Here is a 14,501-nt window from a genome sequence, read left to right as displayed (position 1 = left end):
TATTTCGAGGGTATCGAACCCTCAAAATATACGCCCCGTTTCCTCCCACCACCAATCTTTCAGATATGGTGGGGGTCTCCACGGGGGTTTCTGATGATATTTCGCGAATTAGTTCTAGAAAATTTTGGACCTTATTATGGTCGTCAAGTTATCGATTTGTCTCCGGAAAACCAGGGAGAATATTATCCGATTATCTTGTTAGGAGGAATGAATGGAGGCGGAAAAACGACCTTAATGGATGCCATTCGTCTTGCTTTTTACGGACAACGCGCACAATGTTCGACCCGAGGAAACCTAAGCTATCAAAACTTTCTCGAACAATGTATAAATCGTAATGCAAAAGGCACAGAAGAAACAAAAATAGAACTTGCTTTCGATCATATTAAAGATAATAAACCTGTTCTTTTTCGCATTCGTCGGCGCTGGACAAAGAATCCAAAAAATGGTAGAGATTCTCTAGAGATTATTACCGATACATGGCTAGATGAAACCATTACAAAAACATGGGATGAACGAGTTGAATATATTTTACCCATTGGTATCTCTAATTTATTTTTATTTGATGGGGAACAAGTAAAAGAATTAGCAGAACTAGATTCTCCTCCCCCTCAAGTTGTGGAGGCAATTCAATCTTTATTAGGATTGGAATTAGCAAAAAGATTATCCTCAGATTTGGATACTTTAGCCCATCGCAAGCGCAAAGAATTAGCAACACAAAAAGAATTAAAAGATTTAGAAGAATTAGAAAGCCAGATTGTTAAATTACAAGTAAAAAAAGAGAAAATCAAAGAAGAAATAGACAATTTAGGTATTAAAATTAGAGCAGCAGAACGCGAACACGATCGCGCTGATGATAAGTTTCTTACCCAAGGAGGAGAAATTGCCTCTCAGCGCAATAGAATTAACGTTGAAATAGACAAATTGAAGAAAGAGGTAGAAATCGAACGCTTAAATTTGCGCGATCGCGCTGCAAATAGTCTACCTTTATCTCTAATTTATCCTCTGTTAACCACAGCCAAAGAGAAAGGAGAACAAGAATTAAAAAAAAGTCTGGCACATAATGCCAAAGAAATTATTTTAGAACGAGACGATCGCCTTTTAAATTATCTGCAAGATATATCTCTTGTACCAGAAAAGTTAGAGAAAGTCAAGAGTTTTTTAGCGCAAGAAAATCAAAGTTTTGCAACTGAAGAGAAAGGAGAAATACAAACATATCTAGGTGCAGATCGGGAAACATTAAATACCTTAGAAGTATTAATTCAGGATCGACTCCCCCAAGAAATTCAAGGCACACAAAAAGATTGCGATCGCCTACAGGATCTAGAAGAAAAAATCATTTCCCTCGAACAACAACTACAAACAGCCCCTTCTCCAGAAACTTATACACAACTAGAAGAAGAACGAAAAATTGCTCTCAATTATGTTATTCAACTCAAAGCAGAATCCGAAGCAAAAAAACAAAAAACCGAAGAACTCGATCGCCAAATCGAAACCATCAAAGAAAAATTAGAAAACTATAGTCGAGAAACTATCGATCGCAAAAACCAAGAACATATTCTTCAATCCATCGCTAAAGTCAAGCAAACCTTAAAACTATTTCGAGAAAAATTAACCTTAAAAAAACTAAACAAATTAGAAACAGAAGTAACGCAATATTTCCGCCATCTCCTCCACAAATCCGATCTCGTTCATATCGTCACCATTGATACGGATACTTTTAAACTATCTCTCTACGATCCCAAAGGCAAAGAAGTTCCCAAACACCGTTTATCAGCAGGAGAAAAACAACTCCTCGCGATCGCCTTTCTCTGGGGACTCGCAAAAATTTCTGGACGCAATCTTCCCATCGCCATTGATACACCTTTAGGGCGTTTAGATTCATCCCACCGTGCCAATTTAGTCGAACGATACTTTCCCTATGCCTCCTCCCAAGTCATCCTCCTTTCGACGGATACAGAAATTGGTCAAGCAGAATATAAAAAATTACAAGAACAGGAAGCGATCGCGCGATCGTATTACCTTAAATATGATTCCGAATTATGCCAAACCACCATTGAGAAAGGATACTTTTGGGACAACACAGCCCAATAATGAACAATTATTAATTTATGTTTCCGACAAGGGTTAAATCGGCGCAATTATTACTGAAAAGATAACGAAAAATGTTAGAGTCAGCAAAACCCCAACCTAACGACAAGATCGGGAACGCATCCTGCGAACCCAAATGCCCCTATTGCCAATGAGCATTCAGACCTCTGTTCTGACAGAATTGCTGCACGATCTACCAGACTGGCGATCGCAGATGTACTTTAAATCTTCCCTCGTTGCCCTCTCTCATGCAATGGAAGACCGCGTTCTTGCGAGTAGCGATACCCCCCTCGTTATCGCCACTTTTCAGCAAGAACGCTTTTATCGTCAAGAAGCTCATCGCTATCGTCGCATCGCCAAAAAAAGCCAGCAAGTCTACGTTTTAGCAGTACCCGAAACTGACTTTAAAAATCATTCAGGAGAATACGAAACTATTGCATTCCCAGCAACAGATGCTCTCGTTTATGAATGGCACTTACTGGTTTTAGGCGATAATTATGCCAACTGCTTGATCTGTCGAGAACGCACCCCGATCGCAGAAGAAAACCCCGGATCGGCAATGGACTCAAGCCGACGTTTTGAAGGAATATGGACCTCAAATCGCTCTATTACAACTCAAGCTGCGGAATTATTACTCGATCGCATCGCCATTTATCGTCCAGAGTTAACCCAAAAGATTGAAAAGGCGAAAAAACGCTATCTCCAACACCAACACAAAATCCGTTCTTCTCCTCCAGAACTTGACGCAACTAGCCCCGATCCTTTTGTTAATCGTCTCGTCAACTATTTACAAGTCGGGCAACATAAACTAATTAAAGCCTATCGAAAAATGGAGGCACAAGAACGAAGAGAGCGTTCTATTCACTTAATGACCGCAGCGATCCGGCGATCGCTAGACCCCGATATTATTCTACAAGTTGCGGTGGAGCAATTGGGGCAAACATTGGGAGCCTGTCGTTCCCTCGTTTATCGTTGCAGCAGTAGCGATGAAACCGCCACCATTGACCATGATTTCCCCAGTCCTAATATTGTCTCCTTGAAAGGAAAACAATGGCCGCTAGAGCAAAATCTGTTCTTTCAAAGCGTCATCGAAACCCAAGAATCTATCTTCATTCAAGACGTTCGTAAAGACCCTCGCTTTAGCGAGCGCGGGGCTTCTGCTTGGCAAAAGGTTGTCGAAGAAGCCGCGATCGTTTCCTGGCTTTTGATGCCCGTTCTCTATCAGAGTCGTTTATTGGGCATGATAGAACTTCACTATTGTGGGGAGAAGTCAGGGGAATGGAGTTCAGAAGAAACTAGCTTAGTGGAGGCGATCGCCAATCAAATCGGGGTTGCCCTCATTCAAGCGGAGGCATACTCTCATCTAGAAGACCTCAACGAACAATTAGAAGCCCTAGATCGCACCAGTTCCAACCTTGTCGCCATTACCGGACACGAATTGCGAACCCCTCTTTCCACCATTCAAGTGTGCCTCGAAAGCCTCGCCACAGAACCGGATATGCCCTTGGAACTCCGTCAAGTGATGCTCGATACAGCTTTAGGTGATGCAGAACGGATGCGAAAGTTAATTCAGGATTTTCTCACCCTCTCCAAACTTGAGAGCGGTCGTGTAGACTGGAATCCTGAAGTTCTTTCCCTAAGCGAATGTATCGAATTGGGAATTAGTAATAATAGTGCCAGAAAATCTCCTCAAGAAATGCCTCGTATTCGTATGGCAATTCAAGAAGATTTACCCTTAGTCAAAACCGATGGAGAATGGTTAGTGGAAGTTGTGGCCAAACTCCTTGATAATGCCTGCAAGTTTACTGCTGCTGATGGAGAGATTTTAATCGAGGTTAAAACCAATGGAAATGAACATTTAGAAGTGACTGTATCCGATACGGGACGAGGGATAGAACCCAATCGTTTAGAGACAGTTTTCGATCGCTTTTATCAGGAAGAAGGATCCTTACAACGCACAGTGGGGGGAGTCGGTTTAGGTTTAGCAATTTGTCGTCAGATCGCCCAACATTGGGGGGGAGAAATTTGGGCTGAGTCGGAAGGAAAAGATAAGGGAAGTCGCTTTCATTTTACGATTCCCATCTTTGAACTTCCTCCTTCGACTCCCCAAAAAACAACGGCAAAATCTACAAAGCGAACGACAAAAAATAAAAAAAGAACTACAAATCGACGAACTATAAATAAATAAAAATAATGGCTCAGAAATATAATGCTTAATGAACTTCATTTACAAAATGTAGGGTCTGCACCTCAGTTTGATATAATGTTTGCGCCCAGATTAAACATTTTTACGGGCGACAATGGCTTGGGGAAAACATTTTTGCTTGATATTGCTTGGTGGAGTTTAACCGGAAAATGGTCATCGCAACCTGCCTCTCCTCATTCTAGAGCTTATGGAATGCCTCTTTGGGGACAATTACCTCCTTTTCCTCCCGATCCAATTCCGAGTGTAATTACTTGCCAATTAAGCAATGATGAGAAAGCAGAAGACTATCAGAGTTCTTTTGATTTTTCATCACAGCAATGGGAGAATCTAAATACTTCCCTCAATCAAAAAAATATTGTTTTGTATTGTCGCGTTGATGGAGGCTTTTCTCTTTTCGATCCGGCTCGAAAACAGGATGATGCTTATCATTTTACATCAGAAACGCTTTGGAATGGCTTAAGGGGAGAGAATAAAGTTTTATGTAATGGCTTGATTCAAGATTGGATTCAATGGCAAAATCAGCCCGATCGCAGCCTTTTCCAAATGCTTTCTCTGGTCATTGAACAACTCGCACCTCATGCAGAAGAGTGGATGAAACCGGGACAACCTACTCGAGTTTCTGTTGAAGATGTTCGAGATATTCCAACGATCGATCTTCCTTACGGAAATATTCCTATTATTTATGCGTCTGCGGGAATGAAACGCATTTTAGGATTAGCTTATTTGTTAGTTTGGACACAATACGAACATCTTCAGGCTTCACAATTACGAAATCAGCAGCCATGCGATCGCATTGTTCTATTAATTGATGAAGTTGAATCTCATTTACATCCCAAATGGCAACGGGCTATTCTACCCGCTATTTTGAAAGTTTGCACTCAATTGCGATCTCAAATGCAGGTGCAAGCGATCGTAACGACTCATTCTCCTCTGATTCTAGCATCTGTTGAACCTCAATTCGATCGCGATCTAGATAAGCTCTTTCTATTTGAACTTGTTAAACAGACAGTTAACTTAACAGAAGTTCTGTGGTCAAAACAAGGGGATATGGTAGGATGGTTAACCTCAGAGGTTTTTGGACTCAAACAAGCGCGATCGCGGGAAGCAGAAGAGGCGATCGAAGCCGCTAAAGCATGGATGAGAGGAGATAATATGAATAAGTTTTCTTCGCAATTACAAACTCAAGAAGATATTCATCAACAATTACTTAAACTTCTTCCTGGACACGATCCTTTTTTCCCTCGTTGGATTGTTAAAATGGAGGAAAATTAAAGATGATTCGCGTGACTCCACCTCCCAAACCTTCAGACTTTGATACTAAAGTTCGACAACCAGGAAACGCATGGTTGGCCAAAAATCTGGATCCAAAAAAAGACCCTAAAAATTATTGGCGACACTGTAAAAGTGATTTAGCTAATGGATTTCATAATCTTTGTGCTTACTCAGCAATGTATGAACCTGTTGGTACAGTAGATCATTATTTGTGTACAAAAAATTATCGCGAGTTAGCCTATGAATGGCATAATTATCGTTATGCTTCTGGTTGGATTAATAGCAGCAAACAAAATCTAGACGATCGCATTCTCGATCCATTTGATGTGGGAGATAATTGGTTTGAGATTGTACTTCCTTCTCTAGAGTTAAGATTAAGCGATCGCATTCCCGATCGAGAACGAAAAAGAGCAGAATTCACTTTAGAACGTTTACATTTACGAGATGATGAACGAGTAGTGCGCCAACGCCAAGAATGGTATAGACTATTTATTGATGATGGTCTTCCATTAAAAATTTTAGAGAAAAAAGCACCTTTGATTGCTCGTGCAGTTAGGAAACAACAAAAGCATCAATAAATTTTTAGCTATATTAGGAGCAATGAAAATCAATTGATCTGTATACACAATCATCGCGATTTCAACTACTCAAAGATGGCAAAAACGTCACCAAGCTAGGAAAAATAATAATCAATAGAAGAACAAACAACTGAAGGATAATAAAAGGAATAGCACCGCGATAAATATCTTCTGTCTTAACTTCTGGTGGCGCAACTCCCCGTAAATAAAACAGTGCAAACCCAAAGGGAGGAGTTAAAAAAGAAGTTTGTAAATTCGCCCCCAAAATAACCCCATACCATAATAAATCTAACCCTAATGCTTCTGCAACGGGGGCAAAAATAGGAATAATAATAAAAGCAATCTCGAAGAAATCAATAAAGAAACCCAAAATAAAAACAACCAACATATTAACCAGCAAAAAGCCCACTGTCCCCCCAGGCAAATTAGAGAGAAGATCGAACATAAAGCGATCGCCATGTAACCCCCGAAACACCAAACTAAACGCGGTAGATCCAATTAAAATCATAATCACCATGCTGCTAATTCGTAGGGTAGCATCGCACACCTGACGCAATGCAGACCAACTTAATTGACGATTAACCATTGCTAAGGCGATCGCACCTAAAGATCCCACGGCACCTGCTTCCGTCGGTGTTGCTACCCCAAAAAAGATACTTCCTAACACCAAAGCAATTAGTAATAAAGGGGGAATCATAACTTGAATAACTCGCATTGTTAATGCTTTTCCACCAATTTCTCGCACTTGAGAAGGTAACGCAGGGGCAATATTAGGTTGAATAAAAGCAATAATAATAACATAAAGTGCAAAAGCTCCAGACATTAAAAGACCTGGGATTAAAGAGCCAATAAATAAGTCTCCAATGGGAACCCCTAATTGATCGCCTAATACGACTAAAACGACACTGGGAGGAATAATTTGTCCTAAAGTTCCCGATGCTGCAATAACACCCGTTGCAAGTTTCTTATCGTAACCATAGCGCAACATAATCGGCAGAGAAATTAATCCCATTGCTACTACAGTTGCAGCAACAACTCCTGTAGAAGCAGCTAATAAAGCGCCAACAAGCACGACTGCTAAGGCCAAACCTCCTCGCAGTCGCCCGAATAAAATCCCCATTGTTTCCAACAAACGTTCAGCAATTCCCGTTTTTTCCAACATAGAACCGAGGAAAATAAAATAGGGAATAGCCAACAAGGTATAGTTGGACATAATGGTAAAAATACGCTGAGGCATTGCGTTCATTAATGCGGGATTAAATGCCCCAACTGATACGCCAATAATGCCAAAAATAATGGCAACTCCTCCCAGCGAAAAAGCGACGGGATAGCCAAAAGATAACAGAACTAATGCCCCAGCAAACATTAACGGACCTAGCCAATCCAAACCCATTTTTTTTACTCTCTCGTAATGCGATCGCGTTCTTGAATAATTGCCCAATTTTTAATGGCTTCGGAAATTCCCTGCAATATTAACAGGATAAAACAAACAATAATCATAGATTTAATCGGATAGCGAGGTAAACCACTCGGATCTGGTGACATTTCCAGAATTTTCCATGAATTGATAACAGTTCCATAAGAAAAATAAATACCGAGAAGAGAAAAAGGCAGCAACAATAATAGCGCCCCTAAAAAATTTACCCATGCTTTCCTTTTTCGACTCCAATCTTTATAAAAAATATCGACACGAACATGACCATTTTGTAGGAGAGTATAGGGCGCACCCAGAAGAAAGATAATCGCAAAAAGATACCATTGTATTTCTAAGAAAGCATTAGAGGTTAGAGATTGTCCAAAAAAGCGACCTAAATTGGTAGCAATGACATTCCAAACCCCAACAATGACCATGATTAAAACTAACCCATAAGTTAGCTGACCAATCCATGTATTAAGCCGATCGATCGCCCGCGAAATCCGTAAAAACTGCTGCATCCTTTTCAATAAGCAATTATAAATGGGAAACAGGAAATCTTAATGAGCAAATTGTTGCTTTTTTCCTGTTCCCTGTTGCCTTTCATTTATTGTTAACAATAAAACCAGCAATACTGAGATCGTTGATGCTATTCCAAGCAGAAATGCGATCGCGGAATTGCTTCCAGGGTTCGTATACTTCTTTAAACGTGGCATCACTACTCGCATTTTCTTCGTATAGTTCAAAAGCAGCCTTTTGTGCAGCCTTAAGAATATCCTCCGAATATTGTCTCAATTGCACCCCATGTTCTTCCTGTAGCGTTTGTAGTGCATCTCCGTTGAGTGCGTCATACTTGGCCAGCATATTCATATTGGCTTCATAAGTCGCCGTTTGCAATATTTCTTGGTATTCTTTCGGCAGTGTTTCCCACATCTCTTGATTTACGAAAACTTCCAAGGTTGGACCCGGTTCCCACCAACCAGGATAATAATAGAATTTAGCCGCTTTATATAACCCTAATTTTTCATCATCGTAGGGACCAACCCATTCTGCTGCATCAATGGCACCGCGATCGAGGGCAACAAAAATTTCTCCTCCTGGTAAGGATTGGGCGTTGACTCCTAAACGTTCCATCACTTTCCCCCCTAAACCGGGAATCCTCATTTTTAACCCTTTGAGATCGTCGGGAGTGTTGATTTCTCGCTTAAACCATCCTCCCATCTGCGCCCCCGTATTTCCGGCGGGAAAATTGATAATATTAAAACCAGCGTAAATTTTTCGCATCGCCTCTAAACCTCCCCCATAATAGAGCCAAGCGTTCTGTTGTTGGGCGGTTAAACCAAAGGGAACCGAGGTGCCAAAGGCCAAAGCAGGGTTTTTGCCAATATAGTAGTAACCCGCCGTATGACCGCATTCTACCGCCCCATTTTGGACGGCATCGAAAACCTCTAAACCTCCGACAAGTTCTCCTGCGGGATAAGGGGTAATGTCAAAGCGTCCATTGGTCATTGCTCTAATGCGATCGCAGGTTGTGATGGCTCCCCCATAAATGGTATCGAGAGATAAGGGCCAACTGGTGGCCATGCGCCATTCTATTTTGGGTAAACTACTCTCTCTTTCTTCAGTTGAGGAGGGGCTAGTGGGACTACAAGCGGCTAAAGTTGCCGCCGTTGTCGCCCCGATCGCGGTATTGGTAATAAAATTTCTACGTTTCATTATTTTTTTATAAAATGAAGGAAACTTCAGTAGTTTACAACACATTTATAGGACTTACGCAGCTAGGGAGCGAGACGCTGGGCGCAAGCATTTGCCCTGTACCGTATTCTATTGCTATGGTAGTGCGGACATCTTGCCCGTTAATGCGTAAGTCCTAATTTATTGTCCTAACAAGCCGTAACATGAGATTTAAGACTAAAACAGATACAATCCTTTATAAATGGAGGTTTGAGCATTATGGCAGGTCATAGTAAATGGGCAAATATCAAACGCCAAAAAGCGCGAGTAGATGCTAAAAAAGGCAAGACCTTTACCCAATTATCTCGGGCAATTATAGTCGCAGCACGGAGTGGAGTTCCAGATCCAGCCGGAAACTTTCAACTTCGCACGGCGATCGAGAAGGCGAAGGCGGCGGGAATTCCTAATGATAATATCGATCGCGCGATCGCCAAGGGTGCAGGAACCTATAAGGATGATGAAGCCAAGTTTGAAGAAATTCGCTACGAGGGTTACGGTCCTGGGGGTATTGCTATTTTAATTGAAGCCTTTACTGATAATCGCAATCGCACGGCGGCGGACCTGCGATCGGCGTTTAATAAAAATGGTGGTAATCTGGGGGAAACGGGGTGCGTGAGTTGGATGTTTGAGCAAAAAGGGGTTGTATTATTAGAAGGGGAAGTTGAGGAAGAACAGCTATTAGAAGTTTCCCTCGAAGGAGGAGCAGAAACCTATGAATTAACGGAGGAGGAAGAGACCTGCGGGGCAGAAGTTTTTACGGAAATTGATAATTTAAACTTACTATCGCAAATTTTACAGGAGAAAGAATTTCCCGTCAAAGAAGCGGAAATGCGCTGGATTCCCACTAATACTATAGAAGTTGACGATCCCGAACAAACGCGATCGCTGTTAAAGTTAATTGATACTTTAGAATCTTTAGACGATGTTCAGAATGTGACCGCAAATTTTGAAATGACTGACGAATTGATGAATAATTATCAATTATCAGTGCATTATCAATAAACATTAAATCACGAATAAATACTATGAATGTTACTGACAGTATGGATTCAAACCCAGAGATTTTAATTGTTGATGATACCCCCAATAACATTCGAGTTCTCACGGCTATCTTGCAGGATAAACAGTACCGCGTGCGAACATTTTTGCGAGGCTCTCGTGCTTTAGAAACAGTTAAAAGAAATCCCCCCGATCTGATTCTTCTCGATATTCAAATGCCCGAAATGGACGGCTATGAGTTTTGCGATCGCATCAAAAAATCACCGGATCTTTGCGAAATTCCGATTATTTTTATTAGCGCTCTTGACGAATCAATGGATAAAATTCGGGCATTTCAATTGGGAGGGGCAGATTATGTTACTAAACCTTTTCAAGAATTAGAAGTATTAGCGCGTGTTGAACATCAATTAAAATTACAAAAGGCAAATAAATCTTTAAAGTTTCTCAATCAAACTTTAGAAGATCGTGTCAAGGAACGTACATTAGAATTAGAAGAAATTAATCGGCAAAAAGAGACTCTTTTGGAGACTTTAAAAGAAAAAAATATTGCTTTACAAGAAATCGATCGCTTAAAAGATGAGTTTTTAATGGTTATGTCTCACGAACTCCGCAATCCTCTCAACGGAATTCTAGGCGCATTACAGTTGATTTTAGAAGGATATTGCGACAATCAGGAAGAAGAAAGAGATAATCTTAAGATTGCAAAAGAATCAGCATTGTATCTTCTCAAAACAATTAATAGTATCCTCGACATTGCTAAAATAAAGGCAGGAAGAATTCAAGTTTATTTACAAGAAATAGATCTGCGAATATATTTGAGTTCTGCGATCGATATTTACTCGGGTCAATTAAAACAAAAAAATCTGACTCTACATTACCAAGAAGATTCTCAACCTCTTATTATTCAAGGTGATGAGACGAAACTCACACAGATATTTTTAAATATTATTGATAATGCGATAAAATTTACTGAATCTGGAGATATTTTCATAACAACTCAGCATAAATTTGATGCCGATCCACAAAAAAACTGGGCAATCATTACTATTCAAGATACTGGTATTGGCATTGAATCCGATCGGCAATCTCTGCTTTTTAAACCCTTTTTGATGCTCGATAGTTCAACAACTCGAAGTTATGAAGGTTTGGGTTTGGGTTTAGTTATCGCTAAAAGTTGGTTGGAGTTAATGGGAGGAACAATTAGATTAGAAAGCGCGGGGGAAAATTGTGGCACAACTGCAATAATTTCTCTCCCTTTATCTCAATCAATTGCAGTCGATCCTGAAATGCAGCCAGAGAATATGCTAAATTCTAGTTAGAGTCTGCAAATTATCCCCAGTTAGCCGACAAATTCGCCAATCATCAAGAATAACTGCCCCCATACTCTTATAAAAAGCGATCGCGGATTCATTCCAGTCTAGAACACTCCACTCAAAGCGTCCATACTGGCGATCGATGGCTAATTGAGCTAAATATTGAAACATCTTTTTGCCAATTCCTCGACGACGATAATCGGGTAAAACAAAGAGGTCTTCGAGATAGAGTCCAGGTTGGGTTAAAAAGGTGGAATAGTTGCAGAAAAATAAGGCAAAACCGACGATTTCTCCCTCCCATTCTGCCAGAATTGCTTCAATATAGGGGCGATCGCCAAATAAATGCTTGTGCAGTTCTGCAGTACCACCCGTAACTTCATGAGATAGTCGTTCGTACTCGGCAAGTGCTTTAATTAAGCTAAAGATCGTCGGAACATCCTCGGGTTTCGCCGAACGGATGTTTAATGAATAGGTCGTATTTTGCATATTTTTTGCGGATAACTCAAATGACTATTTCTATTGCTCACCTAGGACCTGCGGGAACATATACAGAAACGACGGCTTTGGCTTACGCAGATTGGCGCGATCGCGAAACCGGTCAAAAATCATTTTTATGTCCCTATCCAACCATCGCACAAACATTACGCGCAGTCGCCAATAAACAAGCGGATCTCGCCGTTGTTCCCGTGGAGAATCTAATTCATGGTAGTGTTGCCATGACCCTCGATACCTTGTGGCAATTAGAGGGGTTAAACATTCAAAAAGCATTAGTTCTCCCTATTGTCAATGCTTTAATTTCCCTCTCTCCGGCTTTAGAGTCTATCAAAACCGTTTATTCCCATCCCCAAGCCCTCGCGCAATGTCAAAATTGGTTGAATCAATATTTACCCTCAGTACAACAAATTGCCAGCAATTCTACCACAGAAGCCCTCGAACATTTAGGGGATGACGCAACCGGAGCCGCCATTTCCTCCCAACGTGCCGCTAGGCTTTATAACTTACCCATTCTTGCCGAGGATATCAATGATTATCGAGGTAATTGTACGCGCTTTTGGGTCATTGGCTGGCCAAAAGCCGAAAGCGGCGGTTATGTCTCCCTTGCCTTTAGCGTACCGGCCAATGTTCCAGGGGCATTAATGAAACCCTTACAAGTATTTGCCAAAAAAAATATTAACCTCAGCCGGATCGAATCTCGTCCCACGAAGCGATCGCTGGGGGAATATCTCTTTTTTATCGATTTGGAAAGCGATCGCGATCGCGTCAATGCTGCATTGGTCGAACTACATCAATATGTGGAAGTTCTCAAGATTTTTGGACGTTACGATCTTTATGCCATTAAGGACGGTAAAATTGCTTCCCAATTAAGCAGTAATGCAGGGACATTAAATTATTAAATTTAACATCCCTGCATTACCCATGAATCAATTTAAAACATCCTTTAAAGCCGTCCTTGCCGCTAAATGACTGCGCGTAGATGCTAGGATTTCAATTTCCCGCTTTAAACGTTCTGCTGTATCTACCATTTCCAAGAGCATTTGTTGTTCCGCAGCAACCCCATAGAGGTTACTTGCGACCCAATAGGACAACTCTAACGGTAAATTGGGCAAATCCTCGGGCAATTCAATGCTGCTATCGGTAAGTTTTGCCGACAAGCGCACCACATCTCGCAATAATTCCTCGACTTCTGTAGCAATAAGGCGCAAGTCTGCTTGAGTGGGTTCATCTTCGATCCATTCGACCAAACCGACACGATAGGGTTTTTCGCGAACATATTCTAAAACGCGAAAGCGCTGTTGTCCTAGGGTTAAAATTTTCATGCGATCGTCAGGGAGGCGTTGAAAATGAATCACTTCCGCACAACACCCCACACCGGAAATTTCACCTTGTACCGGATCGAACATTAGAACTCCAAAGCGGCGATCGCTCTCGAGAATGGTGTTCATCATAATCCGATAGCGAAATTCAAAGATATGCAGGGGAAGGGGACGACTCGGAAACAACACCACATCGGGAAGTGGAAATAGCGGGAGTTCTCGCACAGCGATGGAGGAAGAGGTCATTAGGGATTGTGTTTAAGTCAATCGTTCTTTCTTTACTTTAACGAATTGTGTTTGCAGAATTGTGGCAGAATTCCTCCCACTTGGCAAATTCTTTCTCAATGGCGATCGCGCAAGGCTTGGGTAAACTCTCTAATGGCATCATATTGGTCGTGGTAGGTGATATACCTTTGCAGCAATTCGAGATCGAGGTCGGGTAATAATTCGCTGTGTTGAACTCGTTCGTATTTTTCTCGCAAAATATAAATACTTAAAACCCCATCCTCCCAAAACCAAACTTCCCCCACTCCAAGACGTTGATAAAGTTTGAGTTTATTGATTCCTCCACTGGTTAAAACAACTTCGATCGCCAGATCGGGCATTGCTTTTTTCGTACCAATACTATAGGACTCATCGGGTTCTTTTCTCGCCTGCAACTCCTCTCCACCCAGAGTGAAACTACCTTGACCATAAAAGCGAATTTCGCTTTCTCGAAGGTATGTCTCCAACAACATCCCTAGGTTTTTTTTATACTCTTCATGTTCGGGGCTAAGGGTCATAATCTCTAAAATTCCGTCAAGGTAAATAAAGCGAATACCTGCGACATCCTCAAAAGCAGCCTCAATGCTTTGGAATTGCGGCCAGCCGATTTCATAGAAAGTCAGAAGGCGATCGCACTCTAGAGATTTTGCTACGGTAAAAGTCATCGTTTCTCGTCCTGCTTGCCAATACTTAATTTAATCTTAAAACAAGTGTATCCCAAATCATCAGAAAAATTGGGTAGAAACCCCGTCCTTATAGGACGGCTTTACATTGAATAAACGTAACCATCTTTTTTGTGAATTGTCTGGCAATATTTGT

13 protein-coding genes are annotated in these 14,501 nt (G+C 41.2%); 7 read left to right on the top strand and 6 right to left on the bottom strand.

Translation table 11 applies throughout. From position 1 onward, the window contains the following. Positions 1–93: 93 nt before the first annotated feature. From dndD to JUI58_RS16880, 4 genes are all read left to right on the top strand, one after another. Complete coding sequence (gene dndD, locus JUI58_RS16895) at positions 94–2,091, top strand: DNA sulfur modification protein DndD (RefSeq protein ID WP_204104973.1); 1,998 nt, start codon at positions 94–96, stop codon at positions 2,089–2,091. Between the two features lie 148 nt (positions 2,092–2,239). Continuing rightward, complete coding sequence (locus tag JUI58_RS16890) at positions 2,240–4,276, top strand: DICT sensory domain-containing protein (protein WP_204104972.1); 2,037 nt, start codon at positions 2,240–2,242, stop codon at positions 4,274–4,276. A gap of 21 nt (positions 4,277–4,297) precedes the next feature. Further along, a complete protein-coding gene (locus JUI58_RS16885) occupies positions 4,298–5,566 on the top strand; it encodes an ATP-binding protein (protein WP_204104971.1) in 1,269 nt (422 codons plus the stop codon). Positions 5,567–5,568: 2 nt separating this feature from the next. Further along, positions 5,569–6,144, top strand: a complete 576-nt coding sequence (locus JUI58_RS16880; RefSeq protein WP_204104970.1) for a hypothetical protein — start codon at positions 5,569–5,571, stop codon at positions 6,142–6,144. Between the two features lie 61 nt (positions 6,145–6,205). Here the strand turns inward: JUI58_RS16880 and JUI58_RS16875 are convergent, their stop codons facing one another. From JUI58_RS16875 to JUI58_RS16865, 3 genes are all read right to left on the bottom strand, one after another. Next, entirely contained in the window at positions 6,206–7,537 is a 1,332-nt protein-coding gene (locus JUI58_RS16875) for a TRAP transporter large permease subunit (protein WP_204104969.1), read from the bottom strand. Between the two features lie 5 nt (positions 7,538–7,542). After that, positions 7,543–8,079, bottom strand: a complete 537-nt coding sequence (locus JUI58_RS16870) for a TRAP transporter small permease subunit (protein ID WP_204104968.1) — start codon at positions 8,077–8,079, stop codon at positions 7,543–7,545. 82 nt (positions 8,080–8,161) lie between these two features. After that, positions 8,162–9,274, bottom strand: a complete 1,113-nt coding sequence (locus JUI58_RS16865) for a TRAP transporter substrate-binding protein (RefSeq protein WP_204104967.1) — start codon at positions 9,272–9,274, stop codon at positions 8,162–8,164. A 237-nt stretch (positions 9,275–9,511) separates the two neighbouring features. Between JUI58_RS16865 and JUI58_RS16860 the strand changes: the two genes are divergently transcribed. Both JUI58_RS16860 and JUI58_RS16855 read left to right on the top strand, forming a co-directional pair. Continuing rightward, complete coding sequence (locus JUI58_RS16860; protein ID WP_204104966.1) at positions 9,512–10,294, top strand: YebC/PmpR family DNA-binding transcriptional regulator; 783 nt, start codon at positions 9,512–9,514, stop codon at positions 10,292–10,294. Positions 10,295–10,317: 23 nt separating this feature from the next. After that, positions 10,318–11,610, top strand: a complete 1,293-nt coding sequence (locus tag JUI58_RS16855; protein WP_204104965.1) for a hybrid sensor histidine kinase/response regulator — start codon at positions 10,318–10,320, stop codon at positions 11,608–11,610. Here the strand turns inward: JUI58_RS16855 and JUI58_RS16850 are convergent. After that, on the bottom strand, positions 11,596–12,090 hold the full coding sequence (locus tag JUI58_RS16850; RefSeq protein WP_204104964.1) for a GNAT family N-acetyltransferase: 495 nt from the start codon (positions 12,088–12,090) through the stop codon (positions 11,596–11,598). The two genes, JUI58_RS16855 and JUI58_RS16850, sit on opposite strands and share 15 nt — an antisense overlap. 20 nt (positions 12,091–12,110) lie before the next feature. Between JUI58_RS16850 and pheA the strand changes: the two genes are divergently transcribed. Further along, entirely contained in the window at positions 12,111–12,998 is an 888-nt protein-coding gene (gene pheA, locus JUI58_RS16845; protein ID WP_204104963.1) for a prephenate dehydratase, read from the top strand. A gap of 27 nt (positions 12,999–13,025) precedes the next feature. Here pheA and JUI58_RS16840 read toward each other — a convergent pair whose 3' ends face one another. Both JUI58_RS16840 and JUI58_RS16835 read right to left on the bottom strand, forming a co-directional pair. After that, positions 13,026–13,664, bottom strand: a complete 639-nt coding sequence (locus tag JUI58_RS16840) for an LON peptidase substrate-binding domain-containing protein (RefSeq protein ID WP_204104962.1) — start codon at positions 13,662–13,664, stop codon at positions 13,026–13,028. A 95-nt stretch (positions 13,665–13,759) separates the two neighbouring features. Further along, positions 13,760–14,347: a Uma2 family endonuclease gene (locus tag JUI58_RS16835; protein WP_204104961.1), complete on the bottom strand. Its 588-nt coding sequence runs from the start codon at positions 14,345–14,347 to the stop codon at positions 13,760–13,762. Positions 14,348–14,501 lie beyond the last annotated feature (154 nt).

The organism is Spirulina sp. CCY15215, from assembly GCF_016888125.1.
Taxonomy (GTDB): domain Bacteria; phylum Cyanobacteriota; class Cyanobacteriia; order Cyanobacteriales; family Spirulinaceae; genus CCY15215.
Note: the sequence above shows the minus strand (reverse complement) of the source record. Positions and strands in the feature narration are given on the sequence as shown.